General features: G+C 72.2%; 18 protein-coding genes. 12 read left to right on the top strand and 6 right to left on the bottom strand.

Annotated elements, in window-relative coordinates:
• Positions 1–14: 14 nt before the first annotated feature.
• Positions 15–1250, bottom strand: a complete 1236-nt coding sequence (locus ACZ470_RS23800; RefSeq protein WP_468430144.1) for a glycosyltransferase 87 family protein — start codon at positions 1248–1250, stop codon at positions 15–17.
• 120 nt (positions 1251–1370) lie between these two features.
• Between ACZ470_RS23800 and ACZ470_RS23795 the strand changes: the two genes are divergently transcribed.
• Positions 1371–2513 (top strand): glycosyltransferase family 4 protein, encoded by a 1143-nt coding sequence (locus ACZ470_RS23795; RefSeq protein WP_468430142.1) that lies wholly within the window; start codon positions 1371–1373, stop codon positions 2511–2513.
• A gap of 93 nt (positions 2514–2606) precedes the next feature.
• Here ACZ470_RS23795 and ACZ470_RS23790 read toward each other — a convergent pair whose 3' ends face one another.
• Positions 2607–4403, bottom strand: a complete 1797-nt coding sequence (locus ACZ470_RS23790; protein ID WP_468430140.1) for an AMP-dependent synthetase/ligase — start codon at positions 4401–4403, stop codon at positions 2607–2609.
• Positions 4404–4699: 296 nt separating this feature from the next.
• Between ACZ470_RS23790 and ACZ470_RS23785 the strand changes: the two genes are divergently transcribed.
• The 5 genes from ACZ470_RS23785 to ACZ470_RS23765 all read left to right on the top strand — a co-directional run bounded on the left by ACZ470_RS23785 (position 4700) and on the right by ACZ470_RS23765 (position 8980).
• A complete protein-coding gene (locus tag ACZ470_RS23785) occupies positions 4700–5497 on the top strand; it encodes a metallophosphoesterase family protein (protein ID WP_468430138.1) in 798 nt (265 codons plus the stop codon).
• A gap of 126 nt (positions 5498–5623) precedes the next feature.
• Positions 5624–6064, top strand: a complete 441-nt coding sequence (locus tag ACZ470_RS23780; RefSeq protein WP_468430136.1) for an SRPBCC family protein — start codon at positions 5624–5626, stop codon at positions 6062–6064.
• A gap of 107 nt (positions 6065–6171) precedes the next feature.
• The gene (locus ACZ470_RS23775) at positions 6172–7323 is read left to right on the top strand and encodes an ArsA family ATPase (RefSeq protein ID WP_468430135.1); all 1152 of its coding nucleotides are present in this window, start codon (positions 6172–6174) and stop codon (positions 7321–7323) included.
• 57 nt (positions 7324–7380) lie between these two features.
• Positions 7381–7899 carry a DUF5304 domain-containing protein gene (locus ACZ470_RS23770; protein ID WP_468430133.1) on the top strand — a complete coding sequence of 173 codons (519 nt, stop codon included), beginning with the start codon at positions 7381–7383 and terminating at the stop codon, positions 7897–7899.
• Positions 7900–8026: 127 nt separating this feature from the next.
• Positions 8027–8980 carry an ROK family glucokinase gene (locus tag ACZ470_RS23765; protein ID WP_468430131.1) on the top strand — a complete coding sequence of 318 codons (954 nt, stop codon included), beginning with the start codon at positions 8027–8029 and terminating at the stop codon, positions 8978–8980.
• A gap of 81 nt (positions 8981–9061) precedes the next feature.
• Here ACZ470_RS23765 and ACZ470_RS23760 read toward each other — a convergent pair whose 3' ends face one another.
• Positions 9062–9910: an alpha/beta fold hydrolase gene (locus ACZ470_RS23760; protein ID WP_468430130.1), complete on the bottom strand. Its 849-nt coding sequence runs from the start codon at positions 9908–9910 to the stop codon at positions 9062–9064.
• A gap of 25 nt (positions 9911–9935) precedes the next feature.
• Entirely contained in the window at positions 9936–10874 is a 939-nt protein-coding gene (locus tag ACZ470_RS23755) for an amidohydrolase family protein (RefSeq protein ID WP_468430128.1), read from the bottom strand.
• A gap of 239 nt (positions 10875–11113) precedes the next feature.
• Here ACZ470_RS23755 and ACZ470_RS23750 point away from each other — a divergent pair, with 239 nt between their 5' ends.
• Genes ACZ470_RS23750 through ACZ470_RS23740 form a run of 3 tightly spaced genes read left to right on the top strand, consistent with a single transcriptional unit; the run spans position 11114 to position 12913 of the window.
• Entirely contained in the window at positions 11114–11935 is an 822-nt protein-coding gene (locus tag ACZ470_RS23750; RefSeq protein WP_468430126.1) for a helix-turn-helix domain-containing protein, read from the top strand.
• Complete coding sequence (locus tag ACZ470_RS23745; RefSeq protein WP_468430124.1) at positions 11932–12117, top strand: DUF397 domain-containing protein; 186 nt, start codon at positions 11932–11934, stop codon at positions 12115–12117. The genes ACZ470_RS23750 and ACZ470_RS23745 overlap by 4 nt, the downstream gene beginning before the upstream one ends.
• 40 nt (positions 12118–12157) lie before the next feature.
• Complete coding sequence (locus ACZ470_RS23740) at positions 12158–12913, top strand: endonuclease/exonuclease/phosphatase family protein (protein WP_468430122.1); 756 nt, start codon at positions 12158–12160, stop codon at positions 12911–12913.
• 6 nt (positions 12914–12919) lie between these two features.
• Here the strand turns inward: ACZ470_RS23740 and ACZ470_RS23735 are convergent, their stop codons facing one another.
• Both ACZ470_RS23735 and ACZ470_RS23730 read right to left on the bottom strand, forming a co-directional pair.
• Positions 12920–13498: a hypothetical protein gene (locus tag ACZ470_RS23735; RefSeq protein WP_468430120.1), complete on the bottom strand. Its 579-nt coding sequence runs from the start codon at positions 13496–13498 to the stop codon at positions 12920–12922.
• A complete protein-coding gene (locus tag ACZ470_RS23730; protein WP_468430119.1) occupies positions 13491–14288 on the bottom strand; it encodes an alpha/beta hydrolase in 798 nt (265 codons plus the stop codon). Before ACZ470_RS23730 ends, ACZ470_RS23735 begins: the two co-directional genes overlap by 8 nt.
• Before the next feature lie 194 nt (positions 14289–14482).
• Between ACZ470_RS23730 and ACZ470_RS23725 the strand changes: the two genes are divergently transcribed.
• From ACZ470_RS23725 to ACZ470_RS23715, 3 genes are read left to right on the top strand one after another with little or no spacing between them, the layout of a single operon-like run.
• Entirely contained in the window at positions 14483–15286 is an 804-nt protein-coding gene (locus ACZ470_RS23725) for a lysophospholipid acyltransferase family protein (RefSeq protein ID WP_468430248.1), read from the top strand.
• Positions 15287–15311: 25 nt separating this feature from the next.
• The gene (macS, locus tag ACZ470_RS23720; RefSeq protein WP_468430117.1) at positions 15312–16553 is read left to right on the top strand and encodes a MacS family sensor histidine kinase; all 1242 of its coding nucleotides are present in this window, start codon (positions 15312–15314) and stop codon (positions 16551–16553) included.
• The gene (locus tag ACZ470_RS23715) at positions 16550–17245 is read left to right on the top strand and encodes a response regulator (protein ID WP_468430115.1); all 696 of its coding nucleotides are present in this window, start codon (positions 16550–16552) and stop codon (positions 17243–17245) included. The genes macS and ACZ470_RS23715 overlap by 4 nt, the downstream gene beginning before the upstream one ends.
• Positions 17246–17347: the final 102 nt, after the last annotated feature.

Below are 17347 nucleotides of genomic sequence, written 5' to 3'. Positions count from 1 at the left end.
TGGCACGGGACCCGTCACGACGACACCGGCGCCCCAGTAGCCCGGGCCGGCCCCGGAACCGCGGGCACAGCCCGCCGCCCCGGCACCGTCGCACACCACAGCCGCCGCGCCCCCACCACCGCCGCGACCACCAGCAGCCCATTCCGAACCACCAGCAACCCGATCCCCAGCGGATCACTGGCCACCACATGGCCGAACCCCACCGGAAACTCCAGCACCGTCACAAACGACGCCCCCAGCACCAACCCCACCGGCAGCCCCATCCGACTCCCCCGGAAGCACAGACACACCCCCGCCACCCCCACCAGCCACACCATGTACTGAGGACTGATCACCCGACTCGTAGTCGTGAACAACAGCACCGCCACGAACCCCGCGTCCGCGACCGTGTGCGCCTCGAACCGAACCGCCATCAGCCGCCACAGCACCAGCCAGATCAGCGCGGCCCCGCTCAGGAACAACGCCCCCGTGCTCACCCAGCTCACATACGGCCCGAGGAACTCCACGGACCCGTAGTTGAGCAGCACCTCGCCCTCCCAGCCGTGATGCCGGGCCACATGGAAGACGAGCGCCCCCAGCGACTCGACCTCCGTACCCCGGTCCCGCTGGAACGTGAGGAACGCGAACGCGCCCGGCATCAGCGCGGCGAACAGCACGGCCACGCCCGCGCCGGTCACCGCCGCCGACGCCCACGCCCCGCGCCGGCGCACCGCGAGCAGCAGCAGCGCCGGCCACACCTTCACCAGCGCCCCGAAACCGGCGAGCGCCCCCGCCAGCCGGGGGTACCGGGCGGCCGCCAGCAGCGCGCCCACGGCGACGGCGGTCACCATCACGTCGTAGCGCGCGTACACCGTCGGCCCGAGCAGCGGCACGCCCGCCACCCACACCCACGCCCCGCGCGGCGACCGTCCGGCGCCCCGCCCGGCGTACAGCAGGAGCGCCAGCGTGACCAGGTCGGCGACGAGGGCCAGGACGAAGAACGCGGTGGCGTACTCCAGGAACGGCAACAGACCGGGGGAGAGGATCGCGAGGGCCGCCGCGGGCGGGTACTGCCAGGTGACGTCGTCCAGCGGGAACGTTCCGGCGCGCAGCACGTCGTACCAGCCCCGGTAGATCACCGACACGTCGCTGGTGACATCCGGACCGGGGAAGGTGATCACCTTCAGGACGCACAGCAGCAGCAGCGCCCGCGTCAGCACCCACAGAAGCAGCAGCAGGGCGAGGGAGCCCCGGGCGGCCGTCGTCCTCATGTGCTCCCTGCCCGTCCGGTGTGCGGTCCTGAGGAGCCATGATGTCCCGGACTCCGGTGGACGTGCCACAGAGCGCCGCCGTGGCGGGCGGGGGAATCCCGTTCGGTAGGGTCTGCGGCGATGCACAAGACCCTGATCGTGACCAACGACTTCCCGCCCCGGCCCGGCGGCATCCAGGCGTTCCTCCACAACATGGCGCTGCGGCTCGACCCGGAGCGCCTCGTCGTCTACGCCTCCACCTGGAAACGCTCCCGGGAGGGCGTCGAGGCCACCGCCGCCTTCGACGCCGAGCAGCCCTTCACCGTCGTACGGGACCGTACGACGATGCTGCTGCCGACCCCCCGGGTCACCCGGCGCGCCGTCGGGCTGCTGCGGGAGCACGGGTGCACCTCGGTGTGGTTCGGGGCGGCGGCGCCGCTCGGGCTGATGGCGCCGGCGCTGCGCCGGGCGGGCGCCGAGCGGATCGTGGCGACCACGCACGGCCACGAGGCGGGCTGGGCCCAGCTGCCCGCCGCACGGCAACTGCTGCGCCGCATCGGGGAGTCCACGGACACGATCACCTACCTCGGTGAGTACACGCGCTCCCGGATCGCCGGCGCGCTGACCCCCGAGGCGGCCGCGCGCATGGTGCAGCTGCCGCCCGGCGTCGACGAGAAGACCTTCCACCCCGGCTCGGGCGGCGACGAGGTCCGGGCACGGCTCGGGCTGACCGACCGCCCGGTGGTCGTGTGCGTCTCGCGGCTGGTGCCGCGCAAGGGCCAGGACACGCTGATCCGGGCGATGCCCGCGATCCTGGCCGCCGAGCCGGACGCGGTACTGCTGATCGTCGGCGGCGGCCCGTACGAGAAGGACCTGCGCCGGCTCGCCGCGGACACCGGTGTGGCCGCCTCCGTGCGCTTCACCGGCTCCGTCCCCTGGTCGCAGCTGCCCGCCCACTACGGCGCCGGTGACGTCTTCGCGATGCCCTGCCGCACCCGGCGCGGGGGCCTGGACGTGGAGGGCCTCGGCATCGTCTACCTGGAGGCCTCCGCCACCGGCCTCCCCGTCGTCGCCGGCGACTCCGGCGGCGCCCCCGACGCGGTCCTGAACGGCGAAACCGGCTGGGTCGTCCCCGGCGACTCCGCGACGGAGACGGCCGCCCGCATCACCACCCTCCTCGCCGACGAGGAACTCCGCCGGAGGATGGGTCAGCGGGGCCGAGAATGGGTCGAGCAGAAGTGGCGCTGGGACCTCTTGGCCGAGCACTTGAAAGCACTGCTGTAGAGCAACGCCGGAAAGGGGCGCGGGGAACTGCGCGACCAGCCACACACCACCCGCACCCGCCGACGGCGCCGAAGAGGCACCCCAAACCGCGCCCTACTTGGCGTAAATCGCCTCGATTTCGTGAGCGTAATCCTTGGCGACAACACTCCGCTTCAGCTTCAGCGAAGGCGTCAAGTGCCCCGACTCCTCGGTGAACTGCGCAGGCAGAATACGGAACTTCCGCACCGACTCCGCCTTCGACACCGCCGAGTTGCCGTCGTCGATGGCCGTCTGGATCGCCGCGAGCAGATCCGCGTCCTCGCTCAGCGACGCCGGCGTGGACCCCGCCGGCTTGCCGTGCTCGGCCGCCCAGCGGCCCAGGAACTCCTCGTCGATGGTGACCAGCGCGCCCACGAACGGCCGCCCGTCGCCCACCACCATGCACTCCGCGACCAGCGCGTGCGCCCGGATCCGGTCCTCGATCACTGCCGGGGCGACGTTCTTGCCGCCCGCGGTGACCAGTATCTCCTTCTTGCGGCCGGTGATCCGCAGGTAGCCGTCCTCGTCCAGGGTGCCGATGTCCCCGGTGTGGAACCAGCCGTCGGCCAGGGCCTCGGCGGTCGCGGACGGGTTGTTCCAGTACTCCTTGAACAGGTGCTCGCCGTGCAGCAGCACCTCGCCGTCGTCCGCTATCCGGATCACGGACCCGGGCAGCGGCTGGCCGACCGTGCCGATCTTCTGCCGGTCCCACGGGTTGAAGGCGGTGGCCGCGCACGACTCGGTCAGGCCGTAGCCCTCCAGCACGCTGAAGCCGATGCCGCGGAAGAAGTGGCCCAGACGCTCGCCCAGCGGGGCGCCGCCCGAGATGGCGTACTCGCCGCGCCCGCCGAGCACCGCGCGGAGCTTGCCGTAGACCAGCTTGTCGAAGGCCTTGTGCTTGATCTTCAGGCCGAGCGACGGGCCCGACGGCGTGTCCAGCGCGCGGCTGTACGCGATCGCCGTGTCCGCGGCCTTGTCGAAGATCTTGCCCTTGCCGTCGGCCTGCGCCTTGGCCCGCGCCGAGTTGTAGACCTTCTCGAACACGCGCGGCACGCCCAGGATCAGCGTCGGGCGGAACGCGGCCAGCTCGTCGGTCAGGTTCTTGATGTCGGGCACGCAGCCCAGCTTGATCGGCGCCATCATGGGCGCGATCTGCACCAGCCGCCCGAAGACGTGCGCGAGCGGCAGGAACAGCAGCACGGAGCACTCGCCCGTACGGAACAGCGGACGCAGCCGCTCCACGATGTTGCCGCACTCGGCGAAGAAGCTGCGGTGGGTGAGCACACAGCCCTTGGGGCGGCCGGTCGTACCGGAGGTGTAGACGATGGTCGCCGGGTCGTCCGCCTTGGCGACCGAGCTGCGCTCCTCGACCGTCTCGTCGGTGACGTCCTGACCGAGCAGGCCCAGCTCCTCGATGCCGCCGGCGTCGATCTGCCACAGGTTCTTCAGCGCGGGCAGCCGGTCGCGCACCGACTCCACGGCCGCCACATGGGTGTCGAGCTCCACGAAGCAGGCGGTGGCACCGGAGTCGCCGAGGATCCACGCCACCTGCTCCGGCGAGCTGGTCTCGTACACGGGCACGGTCACCGCGCCCGCGCTCCAGATCGCGAAGTCGAGCAGCGTCCACTCGTACCGCGTGCGGGACATCAGGCCGACCCGGTCACCGGGCTGCACACCGGCGGCGATCATGCCCTTCGCGGCGGCCCGCACCTCCGCCAGGAAGGCGGTGGCCGTGACGTCCTGCCAGGTCCCGCCCACCTTGCGGGCGATGACGGCGACGTCCGGGTGCTGCGCGGCGTTTCTGCGGACGATGTCGGTCAGGTTTCCGTCCGCGGGGACCTCGTACAAAGCCGGAAGGCTGAACTCGCGCAAGACTGCTGCTCCTCTTAGGGCGCCGGCGCCACGACGTTGTGCGATGCGACGGTGCGGTCCAAGGCTCGGGCGGGTGCTCGCGAATTCACTAGTTGAAATCCCGAGCACGACTGGACTGCCCGGACGTTACCCGCCGGTATGGCGTCTACGACAGGGGGTCCCGGCGAGATGTTCGCTGCGTCACACAGGTTGGTGTTCCATTGCGCACAGTAGTCCAACCCTTCACCGACGAGCCAGTAACCGCAGGTCCGCCCGCCATTGTTCACGCGTGCCGCACACGCTTACCCTTGATCGCCATGGCATCGACACCAGGCGGCAACCAGCGCACACGAGTCCACGTGGTCAGCGATGTGCACGGCAACGTCCGTGACCTGGCCCGCGCCGGCGAGGGCGCGGACGCCCTGATCTGCCTGGGCGACCTGGTGCTCTTTCTCGACTACGCCGACCACTCCCGCGGCATCTTCCCCGATCTGTTCGGCACCGAGAACGCCGACCGCATCGTGGAGCTGCGCACCGCCCGCCGCTTCGAGGAGGCGCGCGAGTTCCAGCGCCGGCTGTGGGCGGGCATCGGCAAGGACCGGGCGGCGGTGATCGAGAAGGCGGTGCGCAAGCAGTACGCCGAGCTGTTCGCCGTCTTCCCCACGCCGACGTACGCCACCTACGGCAATGTCGACATGCCGCCACTGTGGCAGGAGTACGCGGGGCCCGGCACCACGGTGCTCGACGGCCAGCGGGTGGAGATCGGCGGTTGGACCTTCGGCTTCGTCGGCGGCGGGCTGCGCACGCCGATGCGCACGCCGTACGAGATCGACGACGAGGAGTACGCGGCGAAGATCGAGGCCGTGGGCGAGGTCGACGTGCTGTGCACCCACATCCCGCCGGAGGTGCCGGAGCTGGTCTACGACACCGTCGCGCGCCGCTTCGAACGCGGCAGCCGCGCCCTGCTGGACGCCATCCGCCGCACCCGGCCCCGCTACTCCCTGTTCGGGCACGTCCACCAGCCGCTGGTGCGGCGGATGCGGATCGGTGCGACCGAGTGCGTGAACGTGGGGCACTTCGCCGGCCGGGGGACGCCCTGGGCGCTCGAATGGTGAGGATGTCCCAGGTCGGGTGAGTTCCGTCGGAGCGGTGCGCGGTAGCCTTCCGCTGCACGCGCGTGCGCTCGGCGACCCGCGCACGGCGATGACGACTACCGGCCCGCATCTGGAGGAGCCACGGCGATGGCGGAACACACCAGCTCGAGCATCACGATCGAGGCGGCGGCGGCCGACGTCATGGGGGTGATCGCCGACTTCGCCCGCTATCCGGACTGGACCGGTGAGGTGAAGGAGGCGGAGGTCCTCAAGACCGACGGAGAGGGCCGCGCCGAGCAGGTGCGTCTCGTCATGGACGCCGGCGCGATCAAGGACGACCAGACCCTGGCGTACACCTGGACCGGGCAGCACGAGGTCTCCTGGACCCTGGTGAAGTCCCAGATGCTCCGCTCCCTCGACGGCTCCTACGTCCTCACCCCGGCCGGCGCGGGCACGACCGAGGTCACCTACCGCCTCACCGTCGACGTCAAGATCCCCATGCTCGGCATGATCAAGCGCAAGGCCGAAAAGGTCATCATCGACCGGGCCCTGGCCGGCCTGAAGAAGCGAGTGGAATCAGGCGCGTAACTGCGGGCAGTCGTGCCGCTGGGGCGGCACGGGTGGGCGCGGCGGCACCCCGCAATCGCCGGGTTGCGCAAACACCCCCCGCCCAGCCTCCACTACCGTTCACCCCCATGCGCACCCTCCTGATCACGGGCCCCGGCGGCAGCGGCCGCACCACGACCGCCGCCGCCACCGCACTGGCCGCAGCCCGCGAGGGTGCCCGCACCCTGCTCCTCGGCACCGACCGCACGGACACCCTGAGCCCCGTCCTGGGGGACACGGGGGACACCCCCGGCCTCACCGTCCACCACGTCGACCCCGACACAGACTTCCGCACCGACCTCGCCGCCCTCCAGACAAGAGCCGCCCCCGCCCTGGACCTCCTCGGCGCCTCCCGCCTCGACCCCGAGGAGATCGCACCCCTCCCCGGCGCCGAGGAACTCGCCGTCCTGCGCTCCCTGCGCGACGCCGCGCTCTCCGAGTCGTACGACCTCCTCGTGGTCGATCTCCCACCCACCCCCCGCGCCCTCTCCCTCCTCTCCCTCCCCGAGGAACTCCGCCGCTACCTGCGCCGCCTCCTCCCCTCCGAGCGGCAGGCCGCCCGCGCCCTGCGCCCCGTACTCGGCCGCCTCGCCGGCGTTCCGATGCCCGCCGAGTGGCTGTACGACGCGGCGGCCCGCCTCGACCTCCAACTCGCCGCCGTCGAGGCCGTGCTCGCCGACAAGGACACCGCCGTACGCCTAGTCGCCGAACCGGGCCCCGCCGGCGCCGACGCCGTACGCACCGCGGCCCTCGGACTCGCCCTGCGCGGACTGCGCACGGACGCGCTGATCGCCACCCGCGTCCTGCCGGAGAGCGACGGCGACAGCTGGCTGGCCGCCCCCGTCGCCCAGCAGCGCAAGACCCTGGAGGAGTGGCGGGAGACGTACGACGTCCACCCGGTCGCCCACCTGGGCCGCGACCCCCGCGGCGCCGACGACCTCGCCGCACTCGCCGTACCCGGCGCCGGAACGGCCCCCGCCCCGGTCACGTGGCCCGTCACCGACCGGCTCGCCGACGACGGCGTCCTCGTCTGGCACATCCCCCTGCCCGGCGCCCGCCGCGACGAACTCGACCTGATCCGCCGCGGCGACGAGCTCGTCGTCACCGCCGGACCGTTCCGCCGCATCGTCCCGCTGCCCTCCGCGCTGCGCCGCTGCACCGTCGACGGCGCCGCCCTGCGCGAGGAGGAACTGCGCATCCGCTTCCGGCCGGATCCGGCTCTGTGGCCGCGCACCCGCTGAAGCGACCACGGCCGTTCGGGTAACGTCGAAGGTGCCATCCGTAGTCAGGAGTCCGTCATGAGCGAACAGCTCCCTCCGTCCGACGACGCCGGGGACGAGATCGTCGAGAAGCCGGTGGACGACGTACGGGCGGCCGAGACCCACGCCGACGCCTGGGCGACCGCCGTCGCCGAGGACCTTGAGGCGGAGAAGGCCCGCCGTCGCGCCGAGTACGGACCGCCCCCCGGTTCCGCCGCCGAGGAGCTGAAGAAGTTCGTCGACGCGGTCGCCGACAGGCTCTCCGGCCTCCAGTCGCCGCTGTTCGGCGCGGTCGCCGGGCCGGCCGCCCAGCAGGTGGTGCGGCAGGTCGTCCAGCAGGCCAAGGCCGCCGTCGAACCCGTCATCGAACGCAACCCCGACGTCTTCGACCACCTCGCCGCCGCGGGCAACGAACTGCTCGCCGCCTACCGCTCCGCCGTACAGGACCAGGAGCGCCGCTGGACGGCCCGCGACACCGACCCCCGCGACCTCGACGAGCGCCGCGACCGGGGCGACGACCCCGGCACCGGCCCCGGCGAGCGCATCGACCTCGACTGACACCCCGGTCCCCGGCGGGGCGCCCATGATCCCCGCCGGGCCGCTCACCGTACGGACGCCCCGGCCCCGAGGGCGGCGCCTCGGGTACCGTTGGCGGTAGCGGGGCTCGACCGGAACTGAGGGATTCATGGGACTCACCATCGGCGTCGACATCGGCGGCACGAAGATCGCGGCCGGCGTGGTCGACGAGGAAGGCAACATCCTCTCGACCCACAAGGTGCCGACCCCGGGCACGCCCGAGGGCATCGTGGACGCCATCGCCTCCGCGGTGGAGGGCGCGCGTGCGGGGCACGAGATCGTCGGCGTGGGCATCGGTGCGGCCGGATACGTCAACCGCCAGCGCTCGACGGTGTACTTCGCGCCCAACATCGACTGGCGCAACGAGCCGCTCAAGGAGAAGGTCGAGGCCCGCACGGGTCTCCCGGTCGTCGTGGAGAACGACGCCAACGCCGCCGCCTGGGGCGAGTACAAGTTCGGCGCGGGCGCCGGCCACCGCAACGTCATCTGCATCACGCTCGGCACCGGCCTCGGCGGCGGTGTGATCATCGGCAACAAGCTGCGCCGCGGCCACTTCGGCGTGGCCGCCGAGTTCGGCCACATCCGCATGGTGCCGGACGGCCTGCTGTGCGGCTGCGGCTCGCAGGGCTGCTGGGAGCAGTACGCCTCCGGCCGCGCCCTCGTCCGCTACGCCAAGCAGCGCGCCAACGCCACCCCGGAGAACGCCGAGACGCTGCTCTCCCTCGGCGACGGCACCCCCGAGGGCATCGAGGGCAAGCACGTCTCCATGGCCGCCCGCCAGGGCGACCGAGTGGCCGTCGACTCCTACCGCGAGCTGGCCCGCTGGGTCGGCGCCGGCCTCGCCGACCTGGCCTCCCTCTTCGACCCCTCCGCGTTCATCGTCGGCGGCGGCCTCTCCGACGAGGGCGAACTGGTCCTCGGCCCGATCCGCAAGTCCTACAAGCGCTGGCTGGTCGGCGGCAACTGGCGCCCGGTCGCCGAGGTCCTCGGCGCCCAGCTGGGCAACAAGGCGGGTCTGGTGGGCGCGGCGGACCTGGCCCGGGAGCCCGACCCGGTCATGTGACCGCGTTCCCCGCACGGCAGCGCCCGCCCGACCCCCTCCGGGGACGGCGGGCGCAGCCGTGACCGCCCCTATGGGGGACCCCTATTCCGGCACGCGCCCGTCCGCCCACTTCGCGGGCACCCGTCCCTCACGGCTCAGCATCTGTGTCGCCAGCACCCGCAGGGCCGCCGCGAAGATCGCCGGATTGCGCAGGAACTCCATGTGGATGCCGGGGAACTCCACCCACGGCACACCGATCCGGCGGGCGATCCCGGCGGAGGGCCGCGCGTAGTACGCACCCCGGTCGACGGCGCCCGCACCCAGCACGATCGGGAAGGACGCGGCCTTCAGCGCGGTCCAGTCGGGACGGAAGCCGGCGAAGCCGGGCCACTCCGTACCGAACAGATGGTCCTGGTTCCCCAGGAACCGCTTCCAGAGGTCGTCGGGCCAGCGGTACGTCCCCTCGCCGCGCGTGGTCCGGGCGAACCGGCGCCCCGCTGCCGGGGCACCCTCCTGGGCGTACAGCGCGGCCATGTCGTCGAAGAAGCCGCGGTCGGGGTCTCCGTCGGGCAGGACGTTCACGGCGGGCGGCTCGTGCGCGATCAGACCCGTCAGCACCTGCGGGTGCAGCGCGGCCAGCGTGAGACCGATGATCGCGCCTCCGCTGTTGCCGAACACGAGGGCACGTCCGTCCGCCACCGACTCGATCAGCCGGCGGGCGTCGGCGGCCTGCTGAGCGAGGTCCATCGGTTCGCCGGAGCGGCCGGTGCTGCGGGAGTTGCCCCGCCGGTCGTAGGTGATCACGGTGAAGGCGTCGGCCAGCTCCTCGGCGACCTCCGAGTAGTACCCGGCGTCCCCTCCGGCCCCGCTGATCATCAGCAGCGGGGGCCCGTCGCCGCGCACTTCGTGGTAGATGCGTGCTCCGTCGGTCTCCAACACGTCGCTGCGCATGGCGGGTCTCCGTCCTGGGGTGCTGTCAGGACCGGGCGAGCCGGGGGACCAGGAGTTCGGCGTTGCCACGGTTGACGGCGTGGAGCTGCCCGGGTTCCCAGTGCGGGTACTCGTCCAGCCCGCTGTCGAAGCCGGTCGCCCACTCCTCGGGGAGCATGGGGAAGTCGCTGCCGTACAGGACGTGCCCGGGGGCGGCGAAGGCGAGCAGGGAGGGCAGGGCGGCCGGGCCGGCGGAGATGGCGGTGTCGAAGTAGAAGCCCCGCAGGTCGTCCAGCAGGCTCTCGGGGGTGGAGCCGGGATGGAGCCGGGCGGCCACGGCGAAGCGGTGGGCGGCGTACGGCAGGAAGCCGCCGCCGTGCGGAAGGATCATCCTGATCCGGGGATACCGCCTCGGCACTCCGTTCAGAGCCATGTGGAGGGCCGTGCGGGCCGTGTCGTACGGGAAGTCCACCAGAGGGCCGGGCAGTCCGGGGACCGGCGCGACCGGCGGCGCGGTGGGGTGGACGAGAACGACGGCGGCACGGGCGTCCAGCTCGGCCCAGAGCGGCTCGAACGCCGGGTCGCCGAGGTAACGGCCGTGCACGTTGGACAGGACGGTCAGTCCGTCGGCGTTCAGCTCGTCCAGCGCACGGGCCGCCTCGGCGAGCGCGGCGTCCACGTCGGGCAGGGGGAGGACGGCGAAGTGACCGAAGCGATCGGGCCGGTCCTTGACCACTTCGGCGGTGTACTCGTTCACGCTCCGGGCGCCGTCACGGGCTCCGGCGGGGTCGTCAGGGGCCCCGACAGGGGCGGGGAACGACAGGAGGCCGGTGGCGATCGACCTGCGGTCCATCATCGTGATCGCGCTCCGCACGTCCCACGCGGGAGCGGGCCAGCCGAGGGCCGCGGCCCGCTCGGCCATCGCACGACCGAGGTCCGGTGGGACCAGATGCTGGTGCACGTCGATGCGCGCGGGGTCCGACATGCCTCTCCGAGCCTCCTCGGGGTTACGGGGAGCGAGGCTGCGGCGGACAGCCCATACCCGTGAAGTACCCCTGGGGAAGCGCGGCGGGTACGGCCGGGCCGGGAACCACCCGGGCGGGCGAGCCCGTACACGCCGGCTTGTACGGGCCGTGGTCGGGTCTGGCGCGTAACCATGGCTGACCGCCGGGCCGTTGTACGGCTGCAAGGTGTGCCGGCAACGCGACAAGGGGGTCGTCGTCCATGGCGAACGGCAGCACGCTTGAGTCGTCCGACAGTCTCAAGGCCTTCGGGGCGGCCTTGAAGACGTTCAGGGAACGTGCCCTGCTGACCCAGGAGCAGCTCGCCGAGCGGCTCAGCTACTCGCACGCCTCCGTCGCCTCGGTCGAGCAGGGGCGGCGGATGCCGACCTCACAGTTCGTCGAACGGGCGGAGGACGTGCTGGAGGGGTTCGGGGTGCTGCGGGCCATGTTCCGGCACGTCGGGCGGCAACGGGGGCTGGCTGTCTGGTTCCGCGAGTGGGCGGAACTGGAGGAGACGGCGGTCGGTCTGTGCACGTACGAGTGCCGGGTGGTGCCGGGGCTTCTCCAGACCGAGGCGTACACGCGGGCCGTGATGCTCAACGTGCCGCCCCCGCCCAGCGAGGAGCAACTGGAGCAGCGGATCGCCGCCCGGCTGGCGCGGCAGGAACTGCTCAGGCGCAGGCCGCCGATCGCGTTCAGCTTCATCGTCGAGGAGTCGGTGCTGCTGCGGCACACGGGTGGCGAGGACGTCACGCGCGAGCTGATCGACCATCTCCTCGCGTCCACCGAGCTGTGGAACGTGGAGTTGCAGATCATGCCGTTGCGGCAGCCGTATCACGCGGGTACGGACGGGCCCATGCAACTCCTCGAGACTCCCGAGCGGCAGTGGCTCGGGTATGCGGAGGGGCAGAAGACGGGGCAGCTGATTTCTGACCGAGAAGCGGTGAGCGTGATGCAGATGCGCTATGCCAAGATGCGCTCAAACGCCCTGTCCCCAGCGGACTCGGTGGGGTTGTTGCAGCGGATGAGGGGAGCGCTATGAGCATCATCAGCGAGCTGTGCTGGTTCAAGAGCAGCTACAGCGGGTCCGAGGGCGACAGCTGTGTGGAGGTGGCCTTCGCGTCCGAGGTCGTGCACGTGCGTGACTCCAAGACACAGGACGGGCCGCGGTTCGCCGTCTCCTCGGCCGCGTGGCACGACTTCCTGGGCCGCGTGGGGCACTGACCCGCCCCCTCGTCGTGCGGGTCGGCGTATCTTGATCCGCATGGCGACGACTCCGCTGCTGCCCGACTCCCGGACCGAGTCCGACGGTTCGGCCGTCATCCGGGTCCTGAGTTACAACATCCGTTCGATGCGCGACGACACCGGCGCCCTCGCCCGGGTGATCAGCGCCTGCGCTCCCGACCTGGTGCTGCTCCAGGAGGCGCCGCGGTTCTTCCGCTGGCGGAAGAAACTGGCGCGGCTCGCCTCGGAGACGGGCCTCGTCATCCTCTCCGGGGGTGCCACGGCCGCCGGGCCCGCGATCCTGTGCTCCCTGCGGGCGACCGTCGAGCGGACCGAGGACGTGCTGCTGCCGCTCACCCCCGGACAGCACCGGCGGGGCTTCGCCACCGCCGTGGTGCGGTTCGGCGGGGCCCGGGTGGGGGTGCTGAGCTGTCATCTGTCGCTGGACAGGGCCGAGCGGTACGAGCAGGGCGGCATGCTCCTCGACCGGCTCGCCGGGATGGGGGTCGAGCACGCGATTGCCGGCGGGGACGTGAACGAGCGGCCGGACGGGCGTACCTTCCGGCGGCTGGCCGAGTCACTCGGCGACTGCTGGGCCGCGGCTCCCTGGGGCGGCGAGCACACCTGGGTCCGCGACGCCCCGCACCGGCGTATCGACGCGCTCTTCGTCACCAAGGGCGTCGAGGTGCTCGGCTGTGGTGTCCCGCTCGAACAGCCCGGGGTGAGCGAGAGGGACCTGGCGGCGGCCACGGACCATCTCCCGGTCCTGGCCGCCCTCAGGATTCCCGCCGTGTGAGCGCGGTCAGACCACCGCGCCCCGCCCCGGGTCGTCGTCGTCCTCGTCGTCCGTGCGCATGCGCATCACCAGCGTGGCGAAGCCGCCCAGGAACCCGCCGATGCACACGGTGGTCAGCCACCAGGTCATCTCCCAGCCGAGCAGTATCGCCAGCAGCAGGAGCAGCGGGCCGCCCAGGACGCCGAGCCAGGCGAACCTGGACGTGACGTCGGTGTCCGGCAGCGGCGGCGGCTCCGGCGGTACGAAGTGGCCCTCGTCGGTCTCGTCGAGGTCCTCTTCCGACGGCTCGGCCACGCTGTAGTCACGCGGGCCGCCGACACCGGGCGCGAAGGAGACGGAGCCGCCCAGCGGCTTGGCCGGCTTGTCCTCCGCCTTCCGGGGCGCCTCGGCCTCCACCTCGTCGTCATTGGTCTCGGTCTCGAGCAGCGCCAGATCCTCGATCGACTTGAACGGCTTGGCGCCCGGCGGGTCCGGGGGCTCCTCCCCGTACCCGGCGACGATCGCCTCCCACGCGGCGGCCTCGTCGAAGGGAACCCCCTTCTCCTCCGGCTCGCGGCCCTCACGGTCCGAGTCGTGCTCAGCCACCTGTGGTCGTCCCTTCCTTGCCGAGACCGGGCTCCTTGACGGCGCCGGGCGCCAGCCGGCCGATGAATGCGGCGCCCTCCTGGAAGATCCGCTCCGCGTCGTAGTCCAACGTCGCCACGTGGTAGCTCTGTTCCAGCAGGATCTCCGTGACGTCCGTCGACGACACCCGGCCGAGGATCCGCGCCGAGTCCGCGGGCGGCACCACATGGTCCTGCGGGCTGCGCATCAGCAGCAGCGGCTGGGTGACCTGGGGCAGCTCGCCGTCGACGAGCCGGAAGAAGGTCCGCAGGGAGTGCGCCGCGTGCAGCGGCACCCGGTCGTACCCGAGCTCCCTGCTCAGCGGCATCGCGATGTCGCTCGCGATGCCCTTCGTGGCCGGGACGAGGTGGCGGAGCACCGGAAGGGCGTGCGCGGCCACCCCGTGCACCTTGTTCGCCGGGTTGACGACCATCACCCCGCTCACCGCGTCACCGTGGCGCGCGGCCAGCCGCAGCGCCAGCGCGCCGCCCATCGACAGACCGGCCACGAAGACCCGGTCACTGCGGTCGAGAAGCACCCGCAGCTCGCGGTCGACCTCCGCGTACCAGTCCTGCCAGCCGGTGACCCCGAGGTCCTGCCAGCGGGTGCCGTGCCCGGGCAGCAGCGGCAGCGAGACCGTCAGGCCGCGGGCGGCGAGGTGCTTCGCCCAGGGGCGCAGGGACTGCGGCGAACCGGTGAAGCCGTGGCAGAGGAGGACGGCGGTCTCCCCGCCCTCGTGGCGGAACGGCTCGGCTCCGGGCAGGAGCGGCACCTTCGGCCTCCTGTTCGTGGGGACTCGTAGGAAGGGTCCGGCACGTCATGACGGCCGGGGCGGCACACGGATTGCAGGACCTTCACCGTACGCGACCGCACTGACACCGACCAGGGCCGTCGGGTCCATTCCCGGTGCTCCGGGATATGGTCTGACCAACACGCACAGGAGGCACTCGGTTGTTGTACGGCACGATGAAGGTCGCCATCGGAGGGCCGCTGAAGCTCGCCTTCAGGCCCTGGGTGGAGGGCCTGGAGAACATCCCCGCCGAGGGCCCCGCCATCCTGGCCAGCAACCACCTGTCGTTCTCCGACTCCTTCTTCCTGCCGGCCGTCCTGGACCGCAAGGTCACCTTCATCGCCAAGGCCGAGTACTTCACCACCCCGGGCGTGAAGGGCCGGCTGACGGCCGCCTTCTTCAAGGGCGTGGGCCAGCTCCCGGTGGACCGCTCCGGCGCGCGCGGCGCGGGCGAGGCGGCGATCAAGAGCGGCATAGAGGTGCTGGAACGCGGTGAGCTGTTCGGGATCTACCCGGAGGGCACCCGGTCGCCCGACGGGCGGCTCTACCGCGGCAAGCCGGGCGGTCTCGCCCGCGTGGCACTGGCCACCGGGGCGCCCGTGATCCCGGTCGCCATGATCGACACGGAGAAGATCCAGCCGCCGGGGCAGGTGATGCCGAAGCTGATGCGGCCCGGCATCCGGATCGGCAGGCCCCTGGACTTCAGCCGCTACCAGGGCATGGAGCACGACCGGTTCGTGCTCCGCGCGGTGACCGACGAGGTCATGTACGAGATCATGAAGCTCTCCGGCCAGGAGTACGTCGACATGTACGCCACCGCCATGAAGCGGCAGCTCACGGAGGCGGCCAAGGCGGAGAAGGAAGCGGAGAAGGCGGCGAAGGCCGCGCTCGCCCGCGCGGAGAAGGAACAGGCCGAGAAACTGAGGGCCGCGATGGAGCAGACCGACCGGGAGCGGAACGGACGACGGTCCGACTCCTGAACGGGGGCCCGGGGGAGTGGGGGACATGGCCAGGCGCGAGAGAGTCATGCGCATGTCGGTCGAGCAGCCGCTGTGGCGTGCGCTCACCGGCTACCGGGTCCTCACCCTCGTCTACGCGATCGGGCTGTTCACCACCGCCTACGAGGAGTTCCGCCGTCCCTGGCTCGCCGTCGGCTACTTCGCCGTCCTCGCGGTGTGGACCCTGGCCACCCTGCCCAGGACCGCCAGTGCGGCCGCCTGCACCAAGCGCTTCCTCACCGCGGACCTGACCGTCGCGCTCGTCGGCATCCTGCTCACGCCCGTCGCCGACGCGCCCGAACGCGTCCACGACGGCGGCCCGACCCTGCCGTCCATCTGGACCGCCGGCTCGGTGCTGGCGTTCGCCATCAAGGGCGGCTGGCGCTGGGCGGCCGTCGCGTCCACCCTCGTCGCCGTCGCCAACCTGATCGAACGCGGCGGCCCCGCCCGCGACACCGTGCACAACGTGATCCTCGTCTGGGTCGCCTCCATCGCCATCGGCTACGTCGTGGAGGTCGCCCGCGCCTCCGAGCGCACCCTCGCCCGCGCCCTGGAGATCGAGGCGGCGACCAGGGAGCGGGAGCGGCTCGCGCGGGACATCCACGACAGCGTGCTCCAGGTCCTCGCGATGGTGCAGCGGCGCGGCGCGGTGATCGGCGGGGAGGCGGCCGAGCTGGGCCGGCTGGCCGGCGAGCAGGAGGTGGCGCTGCGCACCCTGGTCTCCGGCGGCCTCGTACCGGTCTCCCGGGCCTCGGAGGACGCCGCCGAGGGCGCCGTCGTACGGGCCGTGGACGAGGCCGAGGAGGACACCGGGGACGAGCGGGTCGACCTGCGCGCCCTGCTCGCCCCCTTCGCGGCATCCCGGGTGAGCCTCGCCGAGCCCGGGGCGCCGGTCCGGCTGGCGCCGGGCGCCGCGCGGGAGGTCGCCGCCGCCGTCGGGGCGGCCCTGGACAACGTCCGCGCACACGCCGGGGAGGAGGCGCGGGCCTGGATCCTGGTCGAGGACGAACCGGACGAGGTGATCGTCACCGTCCGGGACGACGGACCCGGCATCCCCGAGGGCCGGCTCGCCCAGGCCGAGGGCGAGGGCCGGCTCGGCGTGGCCCTGTCCATCCGGGGCCGGCTGCGCGACCTCGGCGGCAGCGCGGAACTGATCTCGGTGCCGGGGCAGGGCACGGAGGTCGAGCTGAAGGTGCCCAAGAGCACGCAGGACACGAACCACCCGCGGGGGAAGGCGGAACAGCGATGACGGACACCACCACCGGGGACCGCGAGGACCCGATCAGGGTCATGGTGGTCGACGACCACCCCATGTGGCGCGACGCCGTCGCCCGGGACCTGTCCGAGTCCGGCTTCGAGGTCGTCGCCACCGCCGGCGACGGCGACCAGGCGGTGCGCCGCGCCAAGGCCGCCGCACCCGACGTCCTGGTCCTCGACCTGAACCTGCCCGCCAAGCCCGGTGTCCAGGTCTGCAAGGAGGTCGTCGCCGCCAACCCCGCCGTGCGCGTGCTGGTGCTCTCGGCGAGCGGTGAGCACGCCGACGTGCTGGAGGCGGTGAAGTCCGGGGCCACCGGCTATCTGCTGAAGTCGGCCTCCACCGAGGAGCTGCGTGACGCGGTGCGCCGTACCGCCGTAGGCGACCCGGTGTTCACCCCCGGCCTGGCCGGACTGGTCCTCGGCGAGTACCGCCGCCTCGCCTCCGAACCGGCCGGCCCCGCCCCCGGCGACGGCGAACCCGGGGCACCCCGGCTGACCGACCGCGAGACCGAGGTGCTCCGCCTGGTCGCCAAGGGCCTCAGCTACAAGCAGATCGCCGAACGGCTCGTCATCTCCCACCGCACGGTGCAGAACCACGTGCAGAACACCCTCGGCAAGCTCCAGCTCCACAACCGCGTGGAGCTCGTCCGCTACGCCATAGAGCGGGGCCTGGACGACGAGTAGACCCAACGGCCCCTTCCCTCCACGGATTTGACCGTCCCGACCATCCCGATGTGACCCGGATCACCCTTACCGTGCCAGGTGGGAACGAACGGCATTTCGGCA

Source organism: Streptomyces sp. NPDC031111, from assembly GCF_055570675.1.
This window is presented reverse-complemented; position numbering and strand designations above follow the sequence as displayed.

Coding starts and splice junctions, on each gene's coding strand:
- ACZ470_RS23745 (WP_468430124.1), top strand. CDS start 11,932: ATGAGCATCATCAGCGAGCTGTGCTGGTTCAAGAGCAGCTACAGCGGG.
- ACZ470_RS23800 (WP_468430144.1), bottom strand. CDS start 1,250: ATGAGGACGACGGCCGCCCGGGGCTCCCTCGCCCTGCTGCTGCTTCTG.
- ACZ470_RS23785 (WP_468430138.1), top strand. CDS start 4,700: ATGGCATCGACACCAGGCGGCAACCAGCGCACACGAGTCCACGTGGTC.
- ACZ470_RS23795 (WP_468430142.1), top strand. CDS start 1,371: ATGCACAAGACCCTGATCGTGACCAACGACTTCCCGCCCCGGCCCGGC.
- ACZ470_RS23775 (WP_468430135.1), top strand. CDS start 6,172: ATGCGCACCCTCCTGATCACGGGCCCCGGCGGCAGCGGCCGCACCACG.
- ACZ470_RS23750 (WP_468430126.1), top strand. CDS start 11,114: ATGGCGAACGGCAGCACGCTTGAGTCGTCCGACAGTCTCAAGGCCTTC.
- ACZ470_RS23740 (WP_468430122.1), top strand. CDS start 12,158: ATGGCGACGACTCCGCTGCTGCCCGACTCCCGGACCGAGTCCGACGGT.
- ACZ470_RS23780 (WP_468430136.1), top strand. CDS start 5,624: ATGGCGGAACACACCAGCTCGAGCATCACGATCGAGGCGGCGGCGGCC.
- ACZ470_RS23755 (WP_468430128.1), bottom strand. CDS start 10,874: ATGTCGGACCCCGCGCGCATCGACGTGCACCAGCATCTGGTCCCACCG.
- ACZ470_RS23765 (WP_468430131.1), top strand. CDS start 8,027: ATGGGACTCACCATCGGCGTCGACATCGGCGGCACGAAGATCGCGGCC.
- ACZ470_RS23725 (WP_468430248.1), top strand. CDS start 14,483: ATGAAGGTCGCCATCGGAGGGCCGCTGAAGCTCGCCTTCAGGCCCTGG.
- ACZ470_RS23760 (WP_468430130.1), bottom strand. CDS start 9,910: ATGCGCAGCGACGTGTTGGAGACCGACGGAGCACGCATCTACCACGAA.
- ACZ470_RS23770 (WP_468430133.1), top strand. CDS start 7,381: ATGAGCGAACAGCTCCCTCCGTCCGACGACGCCGGGGACGAGATCGTC.
- ACZ470_RS23715 (WP_468430115.1), top strand. CDS start 16,550: ATGACGGACACCACCACCGGGGACCGCGAGGACCCGATCAGGGTCATG.
- macS (WP_468430117.1), top strand. CDS start 15,312: ATGGCCAGGCGCGAGAGAGTCATGCGCATGTCGGTCGAGCAGCCGCTG.